The following is a 21,081-nucleotide window of genomic DNA, read 5'->3' as shown; positions in this document are numbered from 1 at the left end:
GCTGGATGAGCGCAGGGCCTGTAAGTTTTTCGCGAGCAAGCTCGCTCCTACAAAAAAGCCTTAACTGACTGGCATTAGGGCAAGCCCCCTCCCACAGGGGGTCTATACCGGGTGGTGAATTTGTGGGCAACGCAGAACCCGTGTGGGAGCTGGCTTGCCTGCGATAGCGGTGGTTCAGTTGAAGATTCAGTGACTGACCCACCGCTTTCGCGAGCAAGCCCGCTCCCACATTGGATCAGGAGTCAGAGTGCTTCGCGCAACCGATACCACAACATCCCCAACGCCAGCAGTGGCGAGCGCAGCGCCTTGCCACCGGGAAAGGTCATGTGCGGCACCTGGCTGAAAATATCCAGGCCCTGGCTTGCGCCCGCGTGTATCCCTTCGGCCAGCAGCCGTGCGCACCAGTGCGTCACGTTCAAGCCGTGGCCGGAATAGCCTTGGGCATAGAACACATTGGGGTACTGCTTGAGCCGCCCGACCTGGGGAAAGCGGTTGGCGGTGATGCCGATCTTGCCGCCCCACTGGAACTCGATAGCCGTGTTGGCCAACTGCGGGAACACCTTGAGCATTTTCGGGCGCATGTACGCGGCGATGTCCTGGGGATCGCGCCCCGAGTAGTGGCAGGCACCGCCGAACAACAGGCGCCGATCTGCGGTCAGCCGGTAGTAATCCAGGCCGACTTTCTGGTCGCACAGCGCCAGGTTCTGTGGGATCAACTGCTGGGCCACAGGCTCAGGCAGTGGCTCGGTGGCGATGATGTAGCTGCCCGCCGGCAGTACCTTGCCGCTCAAGCGCGGCTCCAGCTCCTCAAGATGGGCATTGCATGCCAGCACCAGGTTGGCTGCGCGCACGCTGCCGCCTGCGCAGCGCACCTGCACCGTCTCGCCATGGATCAGCTCCAGCACCGGGCTGTGCTCAAAGATACGCACCCCAAGGGCCTCGGCCGCCTGCGCTTCGCCCAATACCAGGTTGAGCGGGTGAAGATGGCCGGAGCCCATGTCGACTAAGCCGCCGGCATATACCGTCGAGCCCACCACCTGCGACATGTCTTGTGGGCCGACCAGTCGCGTTTCATGCGCATACCCCATGGCCGCCAGGTGCGCCTGTTCGCCCTTGAACGCGGCAAACTGCGCCGGGGTGTTAGCCAGTTCGCAAAAACCCCAGCGCAGGTCACAGTCGATGCCGTGCTCGGCAATGCGCTGGCCCACCAGAGCGACCGAGTCGATACCGGCCCGCTCCATATAGCGCACGCCCTCCTCGCCCACGTATTTGGCAAACCCGGAGATATCATGACCGATACCCCGAATTAATTGCCCGCCGTTGCGCCCGCTGGCGCCCCAACCGATGCGGCGCGCCTCCAGCAGGATCACCGAAAGCCCGCGCTGGGCCAGTTCAATGGCGGTGTTGACCCCGGTAAAACCGCCGCCGATCACACACACATCGGCGCTCAGGTCTGCCTCAAGTGCGGGCCGCTGCGCCATGGCATTCGCCGAAGCGCGGTAATAGGACGGGGCATGTTCATTGGGTTGAATCATCGGTTGGACTTCACTTTGCTCCAGGCGCGAGTCATCACGCGCATGGTCGCCGGCGTGGGCGTGGTGGAAATATAGAGCTTGTCGAGTACCTCCTGGGGTGGGTACACCTCAGGGTTGTTCACCAGCTCCGGGGCCATGAACGGCTTGGCGGCCGGGTTGGCGTTGGCATAGCCCACTGAGGTGCTGACCTTGGCAATCACCTCAGGCTCAAGCAGGTAGTTGATAAACGCATGAGCTTGTTTGGGGTTGCTCGCGTCGGCCGGAATCGCCAACAGGTCGAACCACAGGTTGGAGCCTTCCTTGGGGATCGAGTACGCAATGTTCACCCCGTTCTTGGCTTCCTTGGCGCGATTGGCGGCCTGGAACACATCGCCGGAATAACCGAAAGCCACGCAGATATTGCCGTTGGCCAGGTCCGAGATGTACTTGGAGGAGTGGAAATAAGTGATGTATGGCCGCAGCGTCAGCAGCTTGGCTTCGGCCTGCTTGTAGTCCTCGGCATTCTCGCTGCGTGGGTCCTTGCCCATGTAGTTGAGGATCGCCGGGAACAGCTCATCCGCTGAATCGAGGAAGGCCACGCCGCATTCATGCAGCTTCTTGATGTTTTCCGGCTCGAACAACATCGCCCACGAGTCGATGTGGTCGATACCCAGCACTTGCTTGACCTTGTCGACGTTGTAGCCAATGCCATTGGTGCCCCACAGGTACGGTACCGAGTGCGCATTACCGGGGTCGTTCTGTTCCAGTAACTTGAGCAGTTTGGGGTCCAGGTTCTTGAAGTTGGGCAACTGCGCGCGGTCAAGCTTGAGGAACGCGCCTGCCTTCACCTGGCGCGCCAGGAAATGGTTGGACGGCACCACCACGTCATACCCGGTGCGCCCGGCCAGCAACTTGCCCTCCAGGGTTTCGTTGGAGTCGAACACATCGTAGATCACCTTGATGTCGGTCTTGGCCTGGAAGTCCGCCAAGGTGGTCTCGCCAATGTAATCGGTCCAGTTGTAGACACTCACCGTCGGCGCCGCCTGGCCGGCACTGCTGAACGCCGCGACCAGGGCCAGTGGAAGAAGCTTGTTCACAAGACGCATATCGTCACCCCTTTTATGCTTGTTTTTAGACGCTCAACAGCAGGAACTCACGTTCCCAGGAACTGATCACCCGCTTGAAATTCTCGTGCTCGGCGCGCTTGACCGCCACATAGCCACGCACGAATTTTTCGCCCAGGTATTGCTTGACCGTGTCGCAATCCTCCATGCGCGCCAGCGCATCTTCGAGGGTGAACGGCAGGCGCAGGTTGCGGCGTTCATAGGCGCGGCCTTCCACCGGGGCACTGGGTTCGATGTGCTCGATCATCCCCAGATAACCGCACAACAGGCTCGCGGCAATGGCCAGATACGGGTTGGCATCGGCCCCCGGCAGGCGGTTTTCCACGCGCATCGCCTCTGGGCTGGAAGTGGGCACGCGCAAGCCGACGGTGCGGTTCTCTTCGCCCCATTCGACGTTGACCGGCGCCGAGGTGTCCGGCAGGAAGCGGCGGAACGAGTTCACATTGGGCGCGAACATCGGCAACACCATGGGAATGTACTTCTGCAACCCGCCGATATGGTGCAAAAACAAAGGGCTCATGGCCCCATCGGCATCGACAAACACCGGTTTGCCGGTGGCAATCTCCACCACACTCTGGTGCAAATGCATGGCGCTGCCCGGCTCATCGGCCACTGGCTTGGCCATGAAGGTGGCGGCGACGTTGTGCTTGAGGGCGGCCTCACGCAAGGTGCGCTTGAACACCGTGATCTGGTCGGCCAGGTCCAGGGCGTCGCCGTGGCGGAAGTTGATTTCCATCTGCGCCGGGCCGTCTTCGTGGATCAGCGTATCGAGGTCCAGGCCCTGGGCTTCGCACCAGTCATAGACATCTTCGAACAGCGGGTCGAATTCGTTGGCCGCATCGATAGAGAACGACTGGCGGCCGGTTTCGGCACGGCCGGAACGGCCAATCGGGGTTTTCAAGGGCAGGTCCGGATCTTCGCAGCGCTGGGTCAGGTAGAACTCCATTTCCGGCGCGACAATCGGCTGCCAGCCTTGGTCGGTGTAGAGCTGCAGGACTTTCTTCAACACATTGCGCGGCGACAGCTCGATGGGGTTGCCCTGCTTATCGAAGGTGTCGTGGATCACGATGGCGGTGGGTTCGATGGCCCACGGCACTACGTAAGTGGCGTTGGCTGCCGGGCGGCAGATCATGTCGATATCGGCCGGGTCCAGCAGGTCGTAATAGATATCGTCGTCGACAAAGTCCCCGGTTACCGTTTGCAGCAACACACTTTCCGGCAGGCGCATGCCTCGCTCATGCAGGAACTTGTTGGTGGGCGCAATCTTGCCGCGTGCGATGCCAGTCAAGTCACTGATCACGCATTCGACTTCGGTAATCTTGTGTTCTTTCAGCCAGGTGGACAGCTGATCGAAGGGGGCGTTCATAAGGACCTCGTCTTGGGTGGGATGCGACGCCGGGTTGTACTCCCAGCGCATTGAGGTCTATCTTGGGCCAGCCTTGAAACGGCATCTATCCACTTTGCACGCGGCACAACGCACCAATAGAGTGCGCACGGATCACCCATGACACAGGCAACCGCTTTGCGCGTACAGGCCTTCGCCACCGGCGATGTGGCCGCCCAATGCAGTGCGACACCCGGCTGGGTGCAGCAGTACCAGCAGATGTCCCCCGGGCATTTTGCCGGGCGCGTGCGCTACCTCGACCTGCAAGGCGTGCAGGTCTACGAAGAGTGCATGAACACCCGGGTGGAACAGCATTTCAACGCACCTGCCGGCGCCCTGGCGTTCTGTTTCGACGCCAGTGACAACGCGCTGTACCTGCTCAATGGCGAAAGCCGCAACACCTGGATCACCCCGGTAAACTACCGCGAAGTGGCCGTGGTGTTCGGCCCGCAGTTTGTCCAGCGCCAGGGCCTGGATGTGGCCAAGCTCGAAGGCCTGTTCATGGCACCGCTGACCTGCCAACAGAACGCGCTGTTCACCCGCTGGCTCAGTGGCACGCTCACGCGTTTGTCTGCACTCACCGACCCCATCAGCCGCGATGCCCTCACCCAGCAACTGCTCGACGACTGCCTGTTTATCCTCGATAACGCCTGCGTGTGCCTGGACCGCAGTTCACTGCAAAAGCGCGGCGAAGAACGCCGCTTGATGGCACGCATCGGTGAGTGGGCGGCGGATGCGCCGGACGAAACCGTCAACCTGCTGGAACTGGCGCAGATTGCCGGCGTGCCGCTGCGCCACTTGCAGCAAGGCTTCAAGACCTATACGGGAATGAGCCCGGCGCAGTGGTTAAGGTTGCGTCGGTTGAATGGGGCACGGCGTGAGTTGCTAAGTGGCGCTGATACCACCGTAGCCGAGGTGGCGATGAATTGGTCGTTCTGGCATTTGGGGCGGTTTTCCAACAGTTATCGTGCTTTGTTCCGGGAGCTGCCCAGCGAGACCCTGAAGCGCTTTGGTTGAAATCCAATCCCCTGTGGGAGCTGGCTCGCCTGCGATAGCGGGGGTTCAGGCAATAATTCAGCGACTGACAGGCCGCTATCGCAGGCAAGCCAGCTCCCACATTCGATTAGCGGTGTGGCAGAGCCCTGCTGCATAACTTGTAAAATCCCGCCGTTATGCCTAGCTTATGCGCCCCCCGCCCAGCGCTTTAAGGCCTTTACCCATGGTTTTGCGTTTCCGCCCCGTCGTCACCTCACATTTCGCCCTCGGCCTGTTGCTCAGTGGCGGCATCGGCAGCAGCCTGGCCGCCGAGATCGAGTTGCCGACGGTAAAGGTCCAGGGCCAGGATGAGTCGGGCTACCGCAATGAAACCGCGTCGGTGGGTGGTTTTGATGAAGCGCCGCTGTTGGACACCCCTGCCTCGATCACCGTGATCAACGCCGCGCTGATCAAGGACCAGCAGGCACGCTTGCTCAGTGAAGTGCTGCGCAACGATGCCTCGGTGGGCGACAGTTACGCGCCCATTGGCTATTACGAAAATTTTGTGGTGCGTGGCTTTTCGCTGAACGCGGCCAGCAGTTACAAGATCAATGGGCGCACCATCACCGGCGAGCAGAATGTCGCCCTGGAAAACAAGCAGCAGGTGGAAGTGCTCAAGGGCCTGGCCGGTTTGCAGAGCGGCATTTCCGAGCCCAGCGGGGTGATCAACTACGTGACCAAGCGGCCGGAAGATGTGCGTTCGGTAACGGTGTCTACCGATGATCGCGGCAGCGGTTATATCGCCACCGATGTCGGCGGCTGGTTTGGCAGCGAGCAGCAGTTCGGCCTGCGTGCCAACGTCGCCCATGAAGACCTCAATTCCTATGTGGAACACGCCAATGGCCAGCGCGATTTCCTGTCCCTGGCCTTTGACTGGAACATCAGCCCCGACGCCGTGCTGCAACTGGACGCCGAATACCAGAACAAACAACAGCGCTCGGTGCCAGGTTATCAACTGCTGGGCGGCACCGAAGTGCCCCACGGCGCTTCACCGAAGAAGCTGTTGGGGCACCAGACGGGCGGCAAGCAGGTGGGGATTGATTCGCTGAACCTCAACGGCAAGTTCGAGTACCGTTTCAGCGATCAGTGGAAAGGCAGTGTCAGCGCGGCGCGTAGCAAGGTGGTGATTGATGATTACAGTTCGTTTGCGTGGGGTTGCTATTACGTCAATACCTGCAACGCCAACACCTTCAGCCCCGAAGGTGACTACGACATCTACGACTATCGCAGCCCCGACGACACCCGCCGCGACGATGAAGTACAGGCGGCAATGACCGGGCTGTTCAACGCTGCGGGATTGAGCCATGAACTGACCTTCGGCACGAGCGCATTTCGCCGGGTGATCGACAAGCGTGAGTCGGTCAACGAGCACATCGGCAGTGGCAATATCTATCAGGATGCGCCCAGCTTCCCACCTACAAGCGAGCCGCTTAAAGACAGCCACCGCAACCTCGACAGCCGCCAGTACGGGCTGTTCGTCACCGACCGCATCCGCTTCAACGAGCAATGGCAAACCATCCTCGGCGGCCGTGAAGTGCGCCTGGACGAAAAAGCCTTCGACAGCGTCACCGGCAACCAGACACGCCACACCCAACAGTACGTGTTCCTGCCCCAGGCCTCGTTGATCTACAAGCCGGTGGACAACGTTTCGCTGTACACCAGCTACAGCAAGGGCCTGTCCCTGGGCGGCACCGCGCCGTGGTTCGCAAACAATGCGGATGAAACACTCGCCCCCACCGTCTCGCGCCAAATCGAAGCCGGGGTGAAATACGACTGGCGCCGTATCAGCTTCGCCGCCGCAGTGTTCCAGACGCGCCAAGCTTACCAGTACGCCAAACCCGAAGGTGACACGTTCAACTACGTGCAGCAGGGCCAGCAAAAAAACACCGGCATTGAATTGTCCGCCAACGGCTGGGCCACCGACCGCCTGCAAATCGCAACCAGCGTGGCAGCGATTCGAGCGCGGGTCAGCGGCAGCGGCACGTCGGACTATGAAGGCCACCAGGCGATCAACGTGCCCAAGCTGCGCGCCAGTGTGTACGCCGACTACGCCCTGCCCTGGGTCAACGGCCTGGCGGTATTGGGCGGTGTGCAATACAGCGCCAAGAAGTCCGCCAATCGCACCGGCAACGTGGAAGTGGGCGACTACGCGGTGGTCAACGTCGGTAGCCGCTACACCACCAAGGTCGATGGCTACGAGACAGTGTTTCGCCTGAGCGTCGATAACCTGTTCGACAAGCGCTACTGGCGCGACGCCGGCGAATACATGGGCGATGACTACCTGTTCCAGGGCGCACCGCTGACGGCGCGCCTGAGTGCATCGGTCAACTTCTGAAGACCCGCGGCGTTGCCAGCCACAACGCCGCCAGGCCGCATACCAATAGGCTCCAGCCAAGGTCCTGGGTCCATGCCACCAGGGTCAGCCCGCCACCAATCACCAGGTAATACAGCAAGCCGAACAAGGCAGCGGCAGTGCCGAGGCGATCGCGGTAGTCGACTAACGCGCCGCCGAGCACATTGGGTATCGCCATGCCAAATGCCAGCACCACCAGCAACATCGGCCATACCAATAACCAGCTGTGTTGCAGAGCCAGTACCAGCAGGCCCCCCCCCACCGCCACTACAGCAGCGGCAAACACCAATTGATCGCTGTCCATACCACGCTTGAGCAAGGCTTTGTTCAGCCACGCCCCCAGGCCGGACCCCAACGCCAGCAGCACGCCGCTGTAGCCGAACTCGGCAGTGGAGCGCCCCAGGTGCGCGAAGATAAACGGCCCTACGCTGTAATAGCTGAACAGCGCAATATTGAAGGCTGCCACCAATCCGACCGAGCGCCAGATTCCGGCATCCTTGAGCATCAATCCGAGTGTCTGGCCAAGGGCGGCCGTGGGCAACGATGCCGGGCGTGTTTCCGGCAAGGCCCACAGGCACCAGGCCCACAACCCCAGTGCGAGCAGCAGCAACGTGCCAAGCACGCCGCGATAGCCGAAGCACTCCACCAGGCTTGCACCGCTGAATAACCCGATGGCGGGGCTGGCCGCCAGCGCAATGCCCATCAGCGAAAACACCTGGGCCAGTCCGGCGCCGTGGAACCGGTCACGCAACACGGTCTGCGTGACCACCGACCCCACCGCCGCACCGAAAGCAGCCCACGCCTGGGCCAGCAACAAACCGCTGAATGTAGTCACATTCAAGGCCAGCGCCGAAGCTCCTGCATAAATCCCAAGCCCGATCAGCATCACGGGCCGCCGCCCCCAACGATCGCTCAAGCGCCCCCATACCACTACACCAAAAGCGAAGGCCAGGAAGTACACCGACAGTGTCTGCCCCGCCCGCTCAGGCGCGACCGCGAACACCCGGCCGATATCGCCCAGGGCCGGGCTGTACAGGGTCTGGGCCAATTGCGGGAACATCAGCAAGGCCATCGTCAGCATCAGCAAATTTCCAGACTTCATCACCAGGTCCATCCATAAAAACAATGGACGAATTCTAGGGCGCGCCAACTGGGGTATTATCCAGACTTCGACATTTTATCCATGAAATCGGACAAACCATGGCTTGGCTCGAAGCGACTGCGTCTTTCAATCCCGACGCGTTTGCCGCTCCCGTGATCGGCATCGCCGCGGTGCTGGGCAATCACGACTCCGGCCTGCATCGCCACCAGCGCGGGCAGTTGCTGTTCACCCAGCAAGGTTGCACGCGCATCACGCTGGACACTCAGCTGTGCCTGCTGCCGCCCACCCGCGCTGCCTGGATACCGTGCGGCCTGCCCCATCGTGCGGTGATGCAACAGGCGGTGGATTACCGCTCGGTGTACGTGAGCGCGGCCCTGGCCGGGCAGTTACCCGCGCAGGTGCGAGTGATCCAAGTGAGCACCTTGCTGCGGGCCGTACTGGAACCGATGGCTATGGCACCCTTCGAAACCGATTGGCACACCGGCCGCTATGCCCACTTGCTTGGGCTGTGCCTGGACGAAATCCGCCATGCGGTCGAGCAGCCCCTGCTCCTGCCGTTGCCGCGAGACAAGCGCCTGGCACCCTTGCTGGCCCAACTCGACCGCTTGCCACCTACATTGCAGGAACTGGAACAGCACATTGGCGCCAGCACCAAGACCATTGGCCGGATTTTCCTCAAGGAGACCGGCCTGGGGTATCAGCAGTGGCGCCAACAGTGGCGACTAATGCGGGTGATCGAACTGCTCGCCACCGGGCGCAGCCTGGGCTACTGCGCCTTTGAACTGGGCTTTGCCAGCGACAGTGCGCTGATCGCCTTTTTCAAAGGCATGACCGGCAGCACCCCGCGTGGCTATTTCAAACCCGACTGATGCCTTACTTGGGCATCTTGCGAAACCCCACCGCCAGGCGATTCCAGCTGTTGATAGTGGCGATGGCCACGCTCAGGTCGACTTGCTCCTGTGGGCTGAATTCGGCGGCCAGGGCGTTGAAGTCTTCATCCGGGGCGTGGGTGTGGCTGAGCAGGGTCAGGCTTTCGGCCCAGGCCAGGGCGGCGCGTTCACGTGGGGTGAAAAATGGCGTTTCGCGCCAGGCCGACAGGGTGTACAGACGCCGCTCGGTCTCGCCGCCTTTGCGCGCATCGGCGGTGTGCATGTCGAGGCAGAACGCGCAGCCGTTGATTTGCGAGACGCGCAGGCGCACCAGTTCCAGCAGTGGCAATTCGATGGAGAGTTTGCCCACCGCCGCTTCCAGGGCGAGCATGGCTTTCATCGCGTCTGGGGAAGCGGTGTAGAAATCGGTACGGGTTTGCATGGTGAAACTCCAGAACGTTGGGATAGGTGCGCAGAGTAGTCAGCGCAGCGTTCTGGAGAAATAGCCAATCCGGGCGAAGAACAGGTGACCAATCTACAGGCCGCGGTTCCTCAGCCACTGGATGAAGCCCTTCTTCACCGGCACCACAGGTGCGTCTTCGGTCAAGGCCTGGGCGGCATGGCGGCGAAAATCCAGCAGCGCTTTCATGGCTTCGCCGATATCATGCCGAGCGTCCAGGCACGGCTTGAGGTATTCATTTTCGATGCGGTACAGCGTGCAGTAGGTCTTGGCCGAGAAATCCGCCAGTGCCGCCTGGTCGGAGAGGATACCGGATTCACCGATCACCTCCCCCGGCCCCATGCGCCCAGCCTCGAATTTGTGTCCGTCCTTGATCAACAGCACCGAGACCACGCCGGACTCGATGATGAACAGGTGGTCGCTGACCTCCCCCGCCGCCAGGATCATCTCACCGGCGCGGTAGGTGTGCAGGGTCATGTTCTGGCTGAAGGTGTCTTTCTCTTCCTGACGCAAGGTGGAAAAGATCGACGAGCGCTCCAGCAAGGCGCGGGCGCCAGACACCGCAGGCGGCGTGCTGCCTTCGGTGGCAGACAACAGCCCCACGCCGGCCGCCTGCAAATGCCGGTAGGCCAGGTCGTAAAGCAGGTTGCGGGTTTCGCGCTTGAGGCCCATGGCCGGCACAAAGCCGCTGATCTCATATTCCACGCCACTGCCGGTGGACGCTTTGAACGCGACGCTGGGCGCCGGCTGGGACAGCAACGGCCGGCAGCCCTGCATCGCACGCTCCAGCGCTTCGATCACGGTTTGCGGGCGCGCATGGGGGCTGACTTGCAGGCTGACCGCCAGGCCGAACATGTCTGCCGGGCGCGAGAAGTTGATGATCTTGGCTTTGGCCGCCAGGGAGTTGGGGATCACCGCCAGGCTGCCCTGGGAGGTTTGCAGGCGCGTGGCGCGCCAGTCGATATCGGTGACACGGCCTTCGGTGCCGTCGATGGAGATCCAGTCATCGATCTGGTAAGGCTTGGTGGTATTGAGGACGATCCCGGAAAACACATCGCTCAAGGTGCTTTGCAATGCCAGGCCGACGATGATCGCCACGGCGCCGGAAGTGGCCAGCACGCCCTTGACCGGCAGATCGAGCACGTAGGCCATGGCGGCGATGATCGCGATCAGGAAAATCACCGCGCCCATCAGGTCCTGCAATAAACGCCCGGTATGGCCGACCCGCTGCATCATCACCGCGCCGAGCAACACCGTGAGGGTGCGCGCCGCGAACAGCCACCAGCCGATCTGCAACGCCGTGGCCGCCAGATGCAAAGTGGTGTCATCGGCATAAGGCGCCGCTTGCATGGGGTTCATGCCGTCGTTGAACAGCACGGCACTGAACACCGCGAAAATCACCAGCCGCGCTGCGAGTTTCCAGTTGGCCAGATTGGGGGAAATAAGGCGCCACACGGCGATGTCGATCAGGATCAACGCCACGGCGCACAGCATCGGGTGATCAGCGATAAATGAGGGCATCCAGGCGACTCCAGGGCGAATGCCGAGAAGATCGCATGAAATCAGAACCCTGGAAACAAAATGTAGGAGCGAGCTTGCTCGCGAAAAACCACAACGATCACCCGTGCTGTCTGATTGAGCGCGGTATGTTGAAGTTCTTCGCGAGCAAGCTCGCTCCTACAGGGGGTTGCGGTGAACCGTCAGGCGTGCATCTGCCCGAATTTGCCCGACTGGAAGTCGGCAAATGCCTGGTGAATCTCCTGCTCGGTGTTCATCACGAACGGACCGTGGCCGACGATGGGCTCGTCGATGGGTTCGCCGCTGAGCAGCAGCACCTTGGCGTCGTCGTTGGACTCCAGGGTGATCTGATCACCGTCACGCTCGAACAACGCCAGTTGCCCTTGGCGCGCGACTTCTTTGCCGTTGACCAGCACAGTGCCGCTGAGGATCACCAAGGCCGTGTTACGCCCGGCGTGCAGGTCCAGCGTGACCGCTTTACCGGCGTTGAGGCGCAAGTCCCACACGTCAATCGGCGTGAAGGTGCGAGCCGGGCCTTGAGTACCGGCAAATTCCCCGGCGATCAGGCGCAGGTGGCCGGCGTCGTTTGCCAATGGCAGCACCGGAATGTCGCCATCGACGATGGTCTGGTAACCGGCATCCGCCATTTTGTCCTTGGCCGGCAGGTTGACCCACAGTTGCACCATCTCCAGTGCGCCGCCACTACGGGCGAAGTCTTGGGAGTGAAACTCTTCGTGCAGGATCCCTTTGGCTGCGGTCATCCATTGCACATCGCCCGGGCCGATTTTGCCGCCGGCACCGGTAGAATCGCGGTGCTCGACTTCGCCGTCGTAGACGATGGTCACGGTTTCAAAACCGCGATGCGGGTGCTGGCCGACGCCGCGACGTTGTTCAGTCGGGGTGAATTCGGCTGGACCTGCGTGATCCAGCAACAGGAATGGGCTGATGTGCTTGCCCATGGTGTCGTAGGAAAACAGCGTGCGTACCGGAAAGCCATCGCCGACCCAGTGGGCGCGGGGGCTGGTGTAGATACCAATCAGCTTTTTCATGGTGTACCTCCAAAGTGAGTACACCTTAAATCGTCTCACCCTTGAGCACTAGCCGGTAAAAATGGCTCTGATCGTTCTATATATAGGACAGTGTTTTAACCTGGCGCTGGCGCAGCAGTTGAAAGGCAACCAGCGCCGACAGTGCAAACCCGGCCTGGATAATGATCATCGGCGCGGCACTGCCATCGCGTAACTGGCTCAGCAACAACCCGCTGCACGTGGCGCCGAACATCTGTGCGAATCCCATGAGCCCGGCGGCTAAACCTGCACGGTGCGCATTGGGCATCACGGCCCCGGTAACGGATCCCGGCAGCACCAGGCCGCCGCCGAGCGTGACCAGGGCGATGGGAATATCCAGCCCCACTACCGACAGCCCGAACACTCCGTAAATCGCCAGGGCTGCCACCCCGCCCACCGCCACCATCGTCACACCCAACGCCACTATGCGCTGCGGCCCCAGGCGCTGAATGTTACGCCGGGTATAGGTGGAACCCACGATCAGCATCGACACAATCAGCCCGAAGTTGAGCCCGTACTCAAGGCTGCTGAACCCCAGAAGATTGATAAACACCGCCGATGAACCGGCGATCACCGCAAACATCGCGCCGTAGGTACACGCCAGGGCCACGGCGTAAGCACGGTACTGGCGCCCCTTGAGCAGGTCCAGATACTGCCCGCCGAGGGTGCGCCAGTGTGCGGCCCTGGGATCAAGGTGATGGTTGCTCTCGCGAAAGAACAGCAGCGCCAGCAATAACACCAGGCTGCCGATCACCAGTGCGAGGGCGATGGGTGCCTGCCAGCCGAGCAATTTGATCAGCAAGCCCCCGGCTATGGGCGCAACGACGATGGCATACAACATGCCGATCATGGTCAGCGCCAGGGCCGGGCCTGCCTCGGCTTTCCACACATCGCGCACGACGGTACGCGCCAGTACCAACGCGGCGCACGCGCCCAGGCCTTGCAACACGCGGGCGGCGATAAATTGCTGGATGTCGGTGACCAGCAACATCGACAGCGTCGCCAGTACGTACAGTGCCAGGCCCCCGATCAAGACCGGCCGCCGGCCGATACGGTCCGACAGCGGCCCGAACAGTAGCTGCCCCAGGCCAAACGCGGCAACGAACGCCGACAGCGCCATCAGGGCCGAGCCTTGCGGCGCCAGCAGCGCGTGCTCGATGGCACCCAGGCCGGGAATGATCAGTTGCGTCGAGACTTCACCCAATGCGGTGAGGGCAACCAGCAAGAACAGCAAGCTGCGTGAGGGTGCCGGGGCGTTTGCCATGGGGAATATCCGGGGGCTGGATTAATTTATATTTCGACCATAATATGAGCAAAAAATTATGTACATAATTTTTTGCCCTATGGTCACCCTGGAGTTCGTCATGCCCCCTCTCCCCCTGCGCCTTCTTACGCCCCTGGCTCTGCTGGTGGTACTCAGTGGTTGTAACAGCAAGGCCGACAGCGCCGCCCAAGCGCCCACATCGCGCCCGGTGCTGGCCGTCACAGTCGAAGCCGCCGGCACCCAACAAAGCGCCTATACCGGCGTGGTGGCGGCACGCACTGAAAGCAACCTGGGCTTTCGGGTCAGCGGCAAGGTGATCGAGCGCAAGGTCGACCCCGGCCAGCACGTCTCCCGTGGCGACACCCTGTTGGTGCTGGATATCGGCGACTTCGAACTGGCGCTGCGCTCGGCCAAAAACCGCGTCAACGCCGCCCAGGCCCAACTGCGCCAGCGCCGTGATGATGAAAACCGTTACCAGCGCTTGGCCAGTACCGGCGCGGTGTCGCGGCAGATCTTCGACCAGTCGGCCACCAACCTGCGCGTCGCCCAGGCCGAACTGGCCGCGGCGCAATCGGATGCCAGCCAGATCGAAAACCGTCGCACATATTCGGTACTCAAGGCCGATGGCGACGGCATCATCACCGACGTGCTGGCCGATCGCGGCCAAGTGGTGGCCGAAGGGCAAATCGTGGCGCGCCTGGCCCATGACGGCGCCCGCGAAGCCATCGTCAACCTGCCGGAAAACCAGCGTGACCTGGCCGCACAAAAAGCCCTGGCGTTGCCCTTTGGCGCAGCGGACCAGGCCGTGACCGCCACCCTGCGCGAACTGTCCGCCAGCGCCGACCCGGTCACCCGCACCTACCGCGCACGTTATGTGCTGCAGGGTCAGGTCGAGCGTTTCGCCCTCGGCTCCACCATCACCGTGCGCCTGCAAGGCAACGGCCAGCCCCTGCAAACCCGCGTGCCCATTGGCGCCTTGCAGGATGCGGGGCAAGGCACGGGCGTCTGGCTGATTGGCGATGATCAAAAGATCAGCTTCGCCCCGGTGAAGGTCGCCAGCCTCGGCCAGGAAGACGCCTTGCTCGACAGCGGCGTAACACCCGGCCAAACCATCGTCGCCCTCGGCGCTCACCTGTTGCACAGCGGCGATACGGTGCGCTTGCTGCCCGCCCAGGCGCTGGCCCTCAACCGTAAGCAGGATCAATGAGTATGCGCGGGATCAACCTCTCCGAACTGGCCGTCAAACACCGCGCCGTCACCCTGTTTTTGCTGATTGCGATCCTCGTCGCCGGGGTCTTCGCGTTCGGCAAGCTGGGCCGCGCCGAAGACCCTTCGTTTACCGTCAAGGTCATGACCATCACCGCCGCCTGGCCCGGCGCCACCGCCCAGGAGATGCAGGAGCAAGTGGCCGACCGCCTGGAAAAGCGCCTGCAGGAACTGGACTACTACGACCGCGTCGAGACCATCGCCCAGCCAGGCTTCGTGTCGATGCGCATGACCTTCCTGGAGTCCACACGCCCGAGAGAGATTCAGGAACTGTTCTACCAGACCCGCAAAAAACTCAGCGACGAAGCTACGCGCCTGCCCAAGGGTGTGATCGGGCCGTTTTTCAACGATGAATATTCCGACGTGTACTTTGCGTTGTACGCCCTGGAAGCCGAACACCTGCCCCATCGCCAACAAGTGCAAATGGCCGAGGAACTGCGCCAGGGTTTGCTCAACCTGCCAGGGGTGAAGAAGGTCAATATCCTTGGCGAGCAGGCCCAGCGCGTGTTTGTGGAGTTTTCCTATGAGCGCCTGGCAACCCTGGGCATCAAGCCCGAACAGATCTTCGCCGCCCTCGCCGCACAAAACGCCGTGGCGCCCTCAGGCTTCGTCGAAACGGCGGGCGCCCGCGCTTATATCCGCATCGACGGCGCGTTCGACAGCCTGGCCTTGATCGAGAACGTGCCCCTGCAAGTCAATGGCCGCGTATTGCGCATCGCCGATGTGGCCACCGTGAGCCGGGGTTATGAAGACCCGCCCAGTTACCGCATCCGCCATCAGGGCGACCCGGCGTTGATGCTGGGCGTGATCATGGAGAAGCACTGGAACGGCCTGGAACTGGACAAGAGCCTGCAGGCCCAGGAAGCCAAAATCCAGGCTGACCTGCCCTTGGGCGTGAACTTCGCCAAAGTTTCCGACCAGGCGAAAAACATCAGCCTGGCGGTGAATGAGTTCATGCTCAAATTCTTCGTCGCCCTGGCCGTGGTGATGCTGATCAGCCTATTGGCCCTGGGCTTTCGCGTGGGGCTGGTGGTTGCGGCGGCCGTGCCGCTGACGCTGTCGATCGTGTTCGTGATCATGCTGGTCACGGGCCGTGAATTCGACCGTGTGACCCTCGGTGCATTGATCATCTCCCTGGGCCTGTTGGTGGACGACGCGATCATTGCCATCGAGATGATGGTGGTCAAACTCGAAGAAGGCTTTGACCGCATCCACGCGGCCACCTATGCCTGGAGCTCCACGGCGGCGCCGATGCTGACCGGCACCCTGGTCACCATCATCGGTTTTCTGCCGGTTGGGTTTGCGCGCTCCGGGGCAGGCGAATACGCCGGCAATATCTTCTGGATCGTGGGTTTCGCGCTGATTTCATCCTGGCTGGTAGCCGTAGTGTTTACGCCCTACCTGGGCGTGAAGTTGTTGCCGCAGATCAAGCCAGTGCCCGGCGGGCATGATGCGATTTATGCCGGGCGCTACTACCAGAAACTGCGCAGCCTGGTGGAAGCCTGCGTGCGCGGGCGCTGGCTGGTGACCGGGCTGGTGGTGGCCGCATTCGTGGTGTGCGGCCTGAGTATGGCGGTGGTGAAGAAACAGTTCTTCCCGGACTCCGACCGCTCGGAGCTGATTCTGGAAGTGTATATGCCACCCGGCAGCGCCTTCAAAAGCACCGAAGCCGTGGCGGCGCAGGTGGAGAAGGCGCTGTTGCAAGAGCCGCAGACCCGCATGGTCGACACCTATGTGGGCGGCGGTGCACCGCGGTTTTTCCTGTCGTTGAACCCTGAAATGCCCGACCCTGCGTTTGCCAAGCTGATCGTGCAAACCCCGGACTCCCATGCCCGCGATGCCTTGAAACAGCGCATGCGCGAGCGTATTACCGCCGGAGAGTTTCCAGCGGCGCGGGTGCGGGTGACGCAACTGGTGTTCGGCCCGCCGGTGCCGTTCCCGGTGGTGTTCCGTGTGTCCGGGCCAGACCTGGACGTGTTGCGCGGGCTCTCCGAGGAGGTGCGCCAGGTGGTGGCCAGCAACCCCTTGACCCGCGACGCCTTTCTCGAATGGGGCGAACGCGCCAGCGCTTATCGCCTGGTGCTGGATCAGGATCGCTTGCGTCTACTGGGGTTCACGCCGGATGAGGTCAAGTCCCAACTCAACGCCCTGCTAAGCGGCAACCCGATCACCGAAGTCCGCGAAGGCAACCGTACCGTCTCAGTGGTGGCCCGCGCCCAAGGCAGCCAACGCGAAGACCTGGCCAACCTCAACAACATGACGCTGACCAACAGCGCCGGTACGTCAGTGCCGTTGGCCCAGGTCGGGCATTTCCAGGCGGTGATGGAAGAACCGATCCTCAAGCGCCGTGACCGCGCCACCACCGTGGAGGTACGCGCCGACATCATCGACGGCGTACAACCGCCCGATGTGGAAATGGCCGTGTACAAAGACCTGCAACCGCTGATCGCCAAGCTGCCCAGCGGTTACAAAATCGACATCGGCGGCCCGGTTGAGGAAAGCGCCAAGGCAAACGTGGCCCTGGCGGCGCTGTTCCCGATCATGATCCTGCTGACCCCCACAGTAATCATGTTCCAGGTGCGCTCGTTCGGCGTGATGTTCATGGTGTTCGCTACCGCGCCTTTGGGCCTGATTGGTGCAGTGCCGACCTTGTTGCTGTTCAACCAGCCGTTCGGTTTTAACGCGATCCTGGGCCTGATTGGCATCGGCGGCATTCTGATGCGCAACACGCTGATCTTTACCGACCAGATCCGCCAGAACCAGGACCACGGCATGGCGATTCGCGAGGCCATTATCGAAGCCACGGTGCGGCGTGCCCGCCCGGTGATCCTGACCGCACTGGCGGCGGCGCTGGCGTTTATTCCACTGACACTGTCGGTGTTCTGGTCGTCCCTGGCCTATGTGCTGATTGGCGGTGTGCTGGTGGGCACGGTGTTGACGCTGTTGTTTTTGCCGGCGCTGTGCAGCCTGGTGCTGCGCGACAGGGTTGCTGAAACGTCCCACGTAACTGCCGGATAAGCTCTACTCCCCTCCTCTTTCAACCGCTGCAAAGTCCCTCGCCTGATCAAACAGTGCGAGGGATTGCAGATGGTGGTGTTCGTTAGAGCCCTGATGAATGGGGCTGTCTCTTGATCTCGGTACTGGCCAACCTGGTGCTGGTGCCCATGGATCCCGAAGCGCCGAAGGTTGAGCGCGTATTCGCGGATTTCCGTACCTGCCTGAATACCTTTGATACGTGGGCCGACAGCTTTTTAAGTGGTTCGGCGCTTAGCGTGGAGCAGGTGTTCAAGGTTGGGGAAGACGTCGCACTGGTCGCGCCGATCTCTTCCGACAAGCCCAGCCGCACCGTCGCTCAATGCAAAGCCCAGGGTGGGCTGACGCTGGTGCATCTGTTCGAAAGTACGCAGTTCGTGCCTATCGGCAACACGCCTGTGATGCTGCAAGCCGTTGCACGGGACGGCAGCCCGGTCGGCGCGCCACTGCATCGGACCATTGGTCCAAGCGGCATCCTTGAAGTCAGCGACTGTACCCGCGACCAACAGTACGAAATCACCTTTTACCCCACTGTTTCCAAGGCTCACGTCCAGGCGCTGTATGCGTCCTATGAGTCTGTGATCGCCGGGCTGGAAGCGGATTTGCGCACGGCATGGGCCGAGCACTTCAAGCCTCGATGGGCAGACTTTGCCAAAGCGCCGGCTTACAAGCGCAGTGCCTTACAGGGCGTGGCCTTTGCTACCGGGCTGGGCAACGCGCTTTATAACCTGTGGGACAACATCACCGAGCTGTACGACCTGCTCGCGAACCTCAAGTCCAACAGCGAAACGTTGCTGAAATACCTGTCCGAGGCCGAGCTGAATGCGCTGCTCAAACTGGGCAGAGACACGCTGGCCAAGGGGTTGCTGGTACTCAGTGATGAGCCGCTGTTGTTTATCTACCTGTCGGCACTGGTGGCCTGGATACGCATGCTGCCGCCGCCCGACATGTACGAACTGCTGGGTGAAATCACCGGCGAAGTGTTGATCAATCTGCTGCTGATCTGGGCCACACGGGGTATTGGAGTACAGCTGCGCCTGGGTGCTCAGGTGCTTAGTGGCGTCAAGTCCGGGCGGGCGCGGGCGTTGTTGGAATTGCTGGCCAAGCAGGTGGCGGGGCCTAGGCTGGAGACCCATGCCGAGACCGCCAAGCCGGTGTTGCTGAGCAGTGCGGCGACGCCGGTCAAGGCGGTGCCGGCTGTGCCGTTGAAGGCGGGCGACACGCTGGTTTCGAACCCGGTGTCGATGGTGCGCGGCAAGACCCAGCGCACGACGTTGGTCCGTCAGGAACCTGTCGATGATGTGCCGGCTGTGGCTTCTAATCCAAAGGGAGATGCGGCGGCGTCAGCGGACAAGACCGTTACCAACGGCTGCCCGGTGTCGATGGTTACCGGCGAGGAGTTGCTGACCCTCACCGATGGCGCGCTGGATGGGATCTTGCCGTTTGAGTGGGCGCGGCTGTATCGCACCAGTGCTGTGGATGTGGATTGCGGGTTGGGGTTTGGCTGGAGTCATGCGCTGGCTCATCGGCTGGTGGTGTCCGGCGATTTGGTGGTGTGGACTGACCATGAGAACCGCTCGACTACCCTGCCCTTGCCCACCGATTCTCGGCCCGCGATCACCAATAGCCTGGCGGAAGCGGCGATCTATTTGGGCGCTGTGCCGGATGAGCTGGTGCTGGCCCAGGCGTCGCGTTTCTACCACTTTCGCGACGGTGTGCTGACAACCATCAGCGATGCGTATGACAACCGCCTGCGCCTTTGTCGGGATCGTTCTGGGCGGATTGAGCGGCTGGATAACGGTGCGGGTCGTTCGTTGCTGTTGCGTTATGAGTTGGGGCGCATCGTTGCGGTGGACTACCAGGTGCATCGCGCCAAAGGGCGTGAGCCCTACGTGTGGGAGACCGAACAGAACCTTGTTTCCTACGCCTATGACGAAGACGGACGACTGGTTTGCGCGACCAATGCTGTCGGGGAAAGCGAGCGTTATCGCTACGACGATCAGCACGTCATTCTTGAACGCCAACTGGCCGGTGGCGCGAGTTTCTTTTGGGAATGGGAACACGCTGGCAAAGCGGCGCGTTGCGTCCGGCATTGGGCAAGTTTTTCCCAGATGGACACGCGCTATGCCTGGGGCGATGACGGGCGTGTCACGGTGCATAACGCCGATGGAAGCCAGGAGGTGTATGTCCATGATCAGCGGGCGCGGCTGGTGCAGCGCATCGATCCAGACGGCGCCACCCACTTTAAGTCCTACGATGACCAGGGGCGGCTGACGGTAGAGCAAGACCCGATGGGCGCGGTAACGGCCTATCAGTACGACGACGCCGGACGCTTGGTGGCGTTGTTTCCCGGGGATGATGAGCCGACTTCCTACGAACATGACAACGGTTTTGTTCGGGTTATAAGGCGTGGGGAGGCGGTCTGGAAATACGAGCGTAATGAGCAAGGCGATGTTACGCGCAGGATCGATCCTGACGGCGAGGTTACCGATTACAGCTACAACAAACACGGGCAACTGACCGGGGTTTGGTACCCGGATCATAGTTGCCATCGGCTGGGGTGGAATGAGCGGGGGCAGTTGCTGGAAGAGCAATTGCCCAATGGTGGAATCAAGCGTTATCGCTATGACGATTTAGGCCGACAGATTGCCCGTGAGGATGCACACGGCGCACAGACAGTCTATGAATGGGACAGCGTCGGTAGGCTGATTCGCCTTGTATTGCCAGGCGGTGGATGTAGGGAATTCAGCTACAACCCCTACGGCAAAATCATCGCCGAACGCGACGAACTGGGCCACGTCACCCGCTACGAATACGAAGGTGGCCTGCACCTGATCAGCCGCCGCTTCAACGCCGACGGTACCCAAGTCAAGTACCGCTACGACAACACGCGTCTGCTGCTCACCGAGATCGAAAACGAAGCCGGCGAAACCTACCAACTCGACTACCACCCCAACGGCCTGATCCGCCAGGAAACCGGCTTCGACGGCCAGCGCACCGCCTACGCCTACGACCTCAACGGCAACCTGCTGGAGAAGACCGAATACGGCGACGATAACAGTCAGCTAATCACCCGCTACGAGCGCGACCAC

General features: G+C 61.5%; 14 protein-coding genes. 6 read left to right on the top strand and 8 right to left on the bottom strand.

Annotated elements, in window-relative coordinates:
- Positions 1 to 242: 242 nt before the first annotated feature.
- The 3 genes from CER19_RS22985 to CER19_RS22975 are packed head-to-tail and all read right to left on the bottom strand — an operon-like array spanning position 243 to position 4,004.
- On the bottom strand, positions 243 to 1,535 hold the full coding sequence (locus CER19_RS22985) for an FAD-binding oxidoreductase (RefSeq protein WP_116668104.1): 1,293 nt from the start codon (positions 1,533 to 1,535) through the stop codon (positions 243 to 245).
- Complete coding sequence (locus tag CER19_RS22980) at positions 1,532 to 2,620, bottom strand: polyamine ABC transporter substrate-binding protein (RefSeq protein WP_116668103.1); 1,089 nt, start codon at positions 2,618 to 2,620, stop codon at positions 1,532 to 1,534. The genes CER19_RS22985 and CER19_RS22980 overlap by 4 nt, the downstream gene beginning before the upstream one ends.
- Positions 2,621 to 2,645: 25 nt before the next feature.
- On the bottom strand, positions 2,646 to 4,004 hold the full coding sequence (locus tag CER19_RS22975; RefSeq protein WP_116668107.1) for a glutamine synthetase family protein: 1,359 nt from the start codon (positions 4,002 to 4,004) through the stop codon (positions 2,646 to 2,648).
- A gap of 138 nt (positions 4,005 to 4,142) precedes the next feature.
- On the opposite strand from CER19_RS22975, the gene CER19_RS22970 reads away from it, so the two are divergent.
- Positions 4,143 to 5,039 carry a helix-turn-helix domain-containing protein gene (locus CER19_RS22970; protein ID WP_116668102.1) on the top strand — a complete coding sequence of 299 codons (897 nt, stop codon included), beginning with the start codon at positions 4,143 to 4,145 and terminating at the stop codon, positions 5,037 to 5,039.
- A 202-nt stretch (positions 5,040 to 5,241) separates the two neighbouring features.
- Positions 5,242 to 7,392, top strand: a complete 2,151-nt coding sequence (locus CER19_RS22965; RefSeq protein WP_116668101.1) for a TonB-dependent siderophore receptor — start codon at positions 5,242 to 5,244, stop codon at positions 7,390 to 7,392.
- Here the strand turns inward: CER19_RS22965 and CER19_RS22960 are convergent.
- Positions 7,382 to 8,512 (bottom strand): MFS transporter, encoded by a 1,131-nt coding sequence (locus CER19_RS22960; RefSeq protein ID WP_116668106.1) that lies wholly within the window; start codon positions 8,510 to 8,512, stop codon positions 7,382 to 7,384. The genes CER19_RS22965 and CER19_RS22960 overlap by 11 nt on opposite strands.
- 98 nt (positions 8,513 to 8,610) lie before the next feature.
- Here CER19_RS22960 and CER19_RS22955 point away from each other — a divergent pair, with 98 nt between their 5' ends.
- Positions 8,611 to 9,381, top strand: coding sequence for a helix-turn-helix domain-containing protein (locus tag CER19_RS22955; RefSeq protein ID WP_116668100.1), 771 nt, complete (start codon positions 8,611 to 8,613; stop codon positions 9,379 to 9,381).
- A 4-nt stretch (positions 9,382 to 9,385) separates the two neighbouring features.
- On the opposite strand, the gene CER19_RS22950 is transcribed toward CER19_RS22955, so the two are convergent.
- From CER19_RS22950 to CER19_RS22935, 4 genes are all read right to left on the bottom strand, one after another.
- On the bottom strand, positions 9,386 to 9,823 hold the full coding sequence (locus CER19_RS22950) for a carboxymuconolactone decarboxylase family protein (protein ID WP_005788953.1): 438 nt from the start codon (positions 9,821 to 9,823) through the stop codon (positions 9,386 to 9,388).
- A 93-nt stretch (positions 9,824 to 9,916) separates the two neighbouring features.
- Positions 9,917 to 11,362, bottom strand: coding sequence for a mechanosensitive ion channel family protein (locus tag CER19_RS22945; RefSeq protein WP_116668099.1), 1,446 nt, complete (start codon positions 11,360 to 11,362; stop codon positions 9,917 to 9,919).
- A 179-nt stretch (positions 11,363 to 11,541) separates the two neighbouring features.
- Positions 11,542 to 12,408 (bottom strand): pirin family protein, encoded by an 867-nt coding sequence (locus tag CER19_RS22940; RefSeq protein WP_116668098.1) that lies wholly within the window; start codon positions 12,406 to 12,408, stop codon positions 11,542 to 11,544.
- Between the two features lie 76 nt (positions 12,409 to 12,484).
- Positions 12,485 to 13,690 carry a multidrug effflux MFS transporter gene (locus CER19_RS22935; protein WP_116668097.1) on the bottom strand — a complete coding sequence of 402 codons (1,206 nt, stop codon included), beginning with the start codon at positions 13,688 to 13,690 and terminating at the stop codon, positions 12,485 to 12,487.
- 100 nt (positions 13,691 to 13,790) lie between these two features.
- Here CER19_RS22935 and CER19_RS22930 point away from each other — a divergent pair, with 100 nt between their 5' ends.
- The 3 genes from CER19_RS22930 to CER19_RS22920 form a co-directional block, all read left to right on the top strand.
- Entirely contained in the window at positions 13,791 to 14,897 is a 1,107-nt protein-coding gene (locus tag CER19_RS22930) for an efflux RND transporter periplasmic adaptor subunit (protein WP_116668105.1), read from the top strand.
- A gap of 2 nt (positions 14,898 to 14,899) precedes the next feature.
- Complete coding sequence (locus tag CER19_RS22925) at positions 14,900 to 17,974, top strand: efflux RND transporter permease subunit (protein ID WP_116668096.1); 3,075 nt, start codon at positions 14,900 to 14,902, stop codon at positions 17,972 to 17,974.
- A gap of 110 nt (positions 17,975 to 18,084) precedes the next feature.
- Positions 18,085 to 21,081: DUF6531 domain-containing protein (locus tag CER19_RS22920; protein ID WP_133298360.1), on the top strand; the 2,997-nt coding region annotated here is incomplete at its 3' end.

It is taken from the genome of Pseudomonas sp. GL93, assembly GCF_003408955.1.
Lineage (GTDB): Bacteria > Pseudomonadota > Gammaproteobacteria > Pseudomonadales > Pseudomonadaceae > Aquipseudomonas > Aquipseudomonas paracarnis.
Note: the sequence above shows the minus strand (reverse complement) of the source record. Positions and strands in the feature narration are given on the sequence as shown.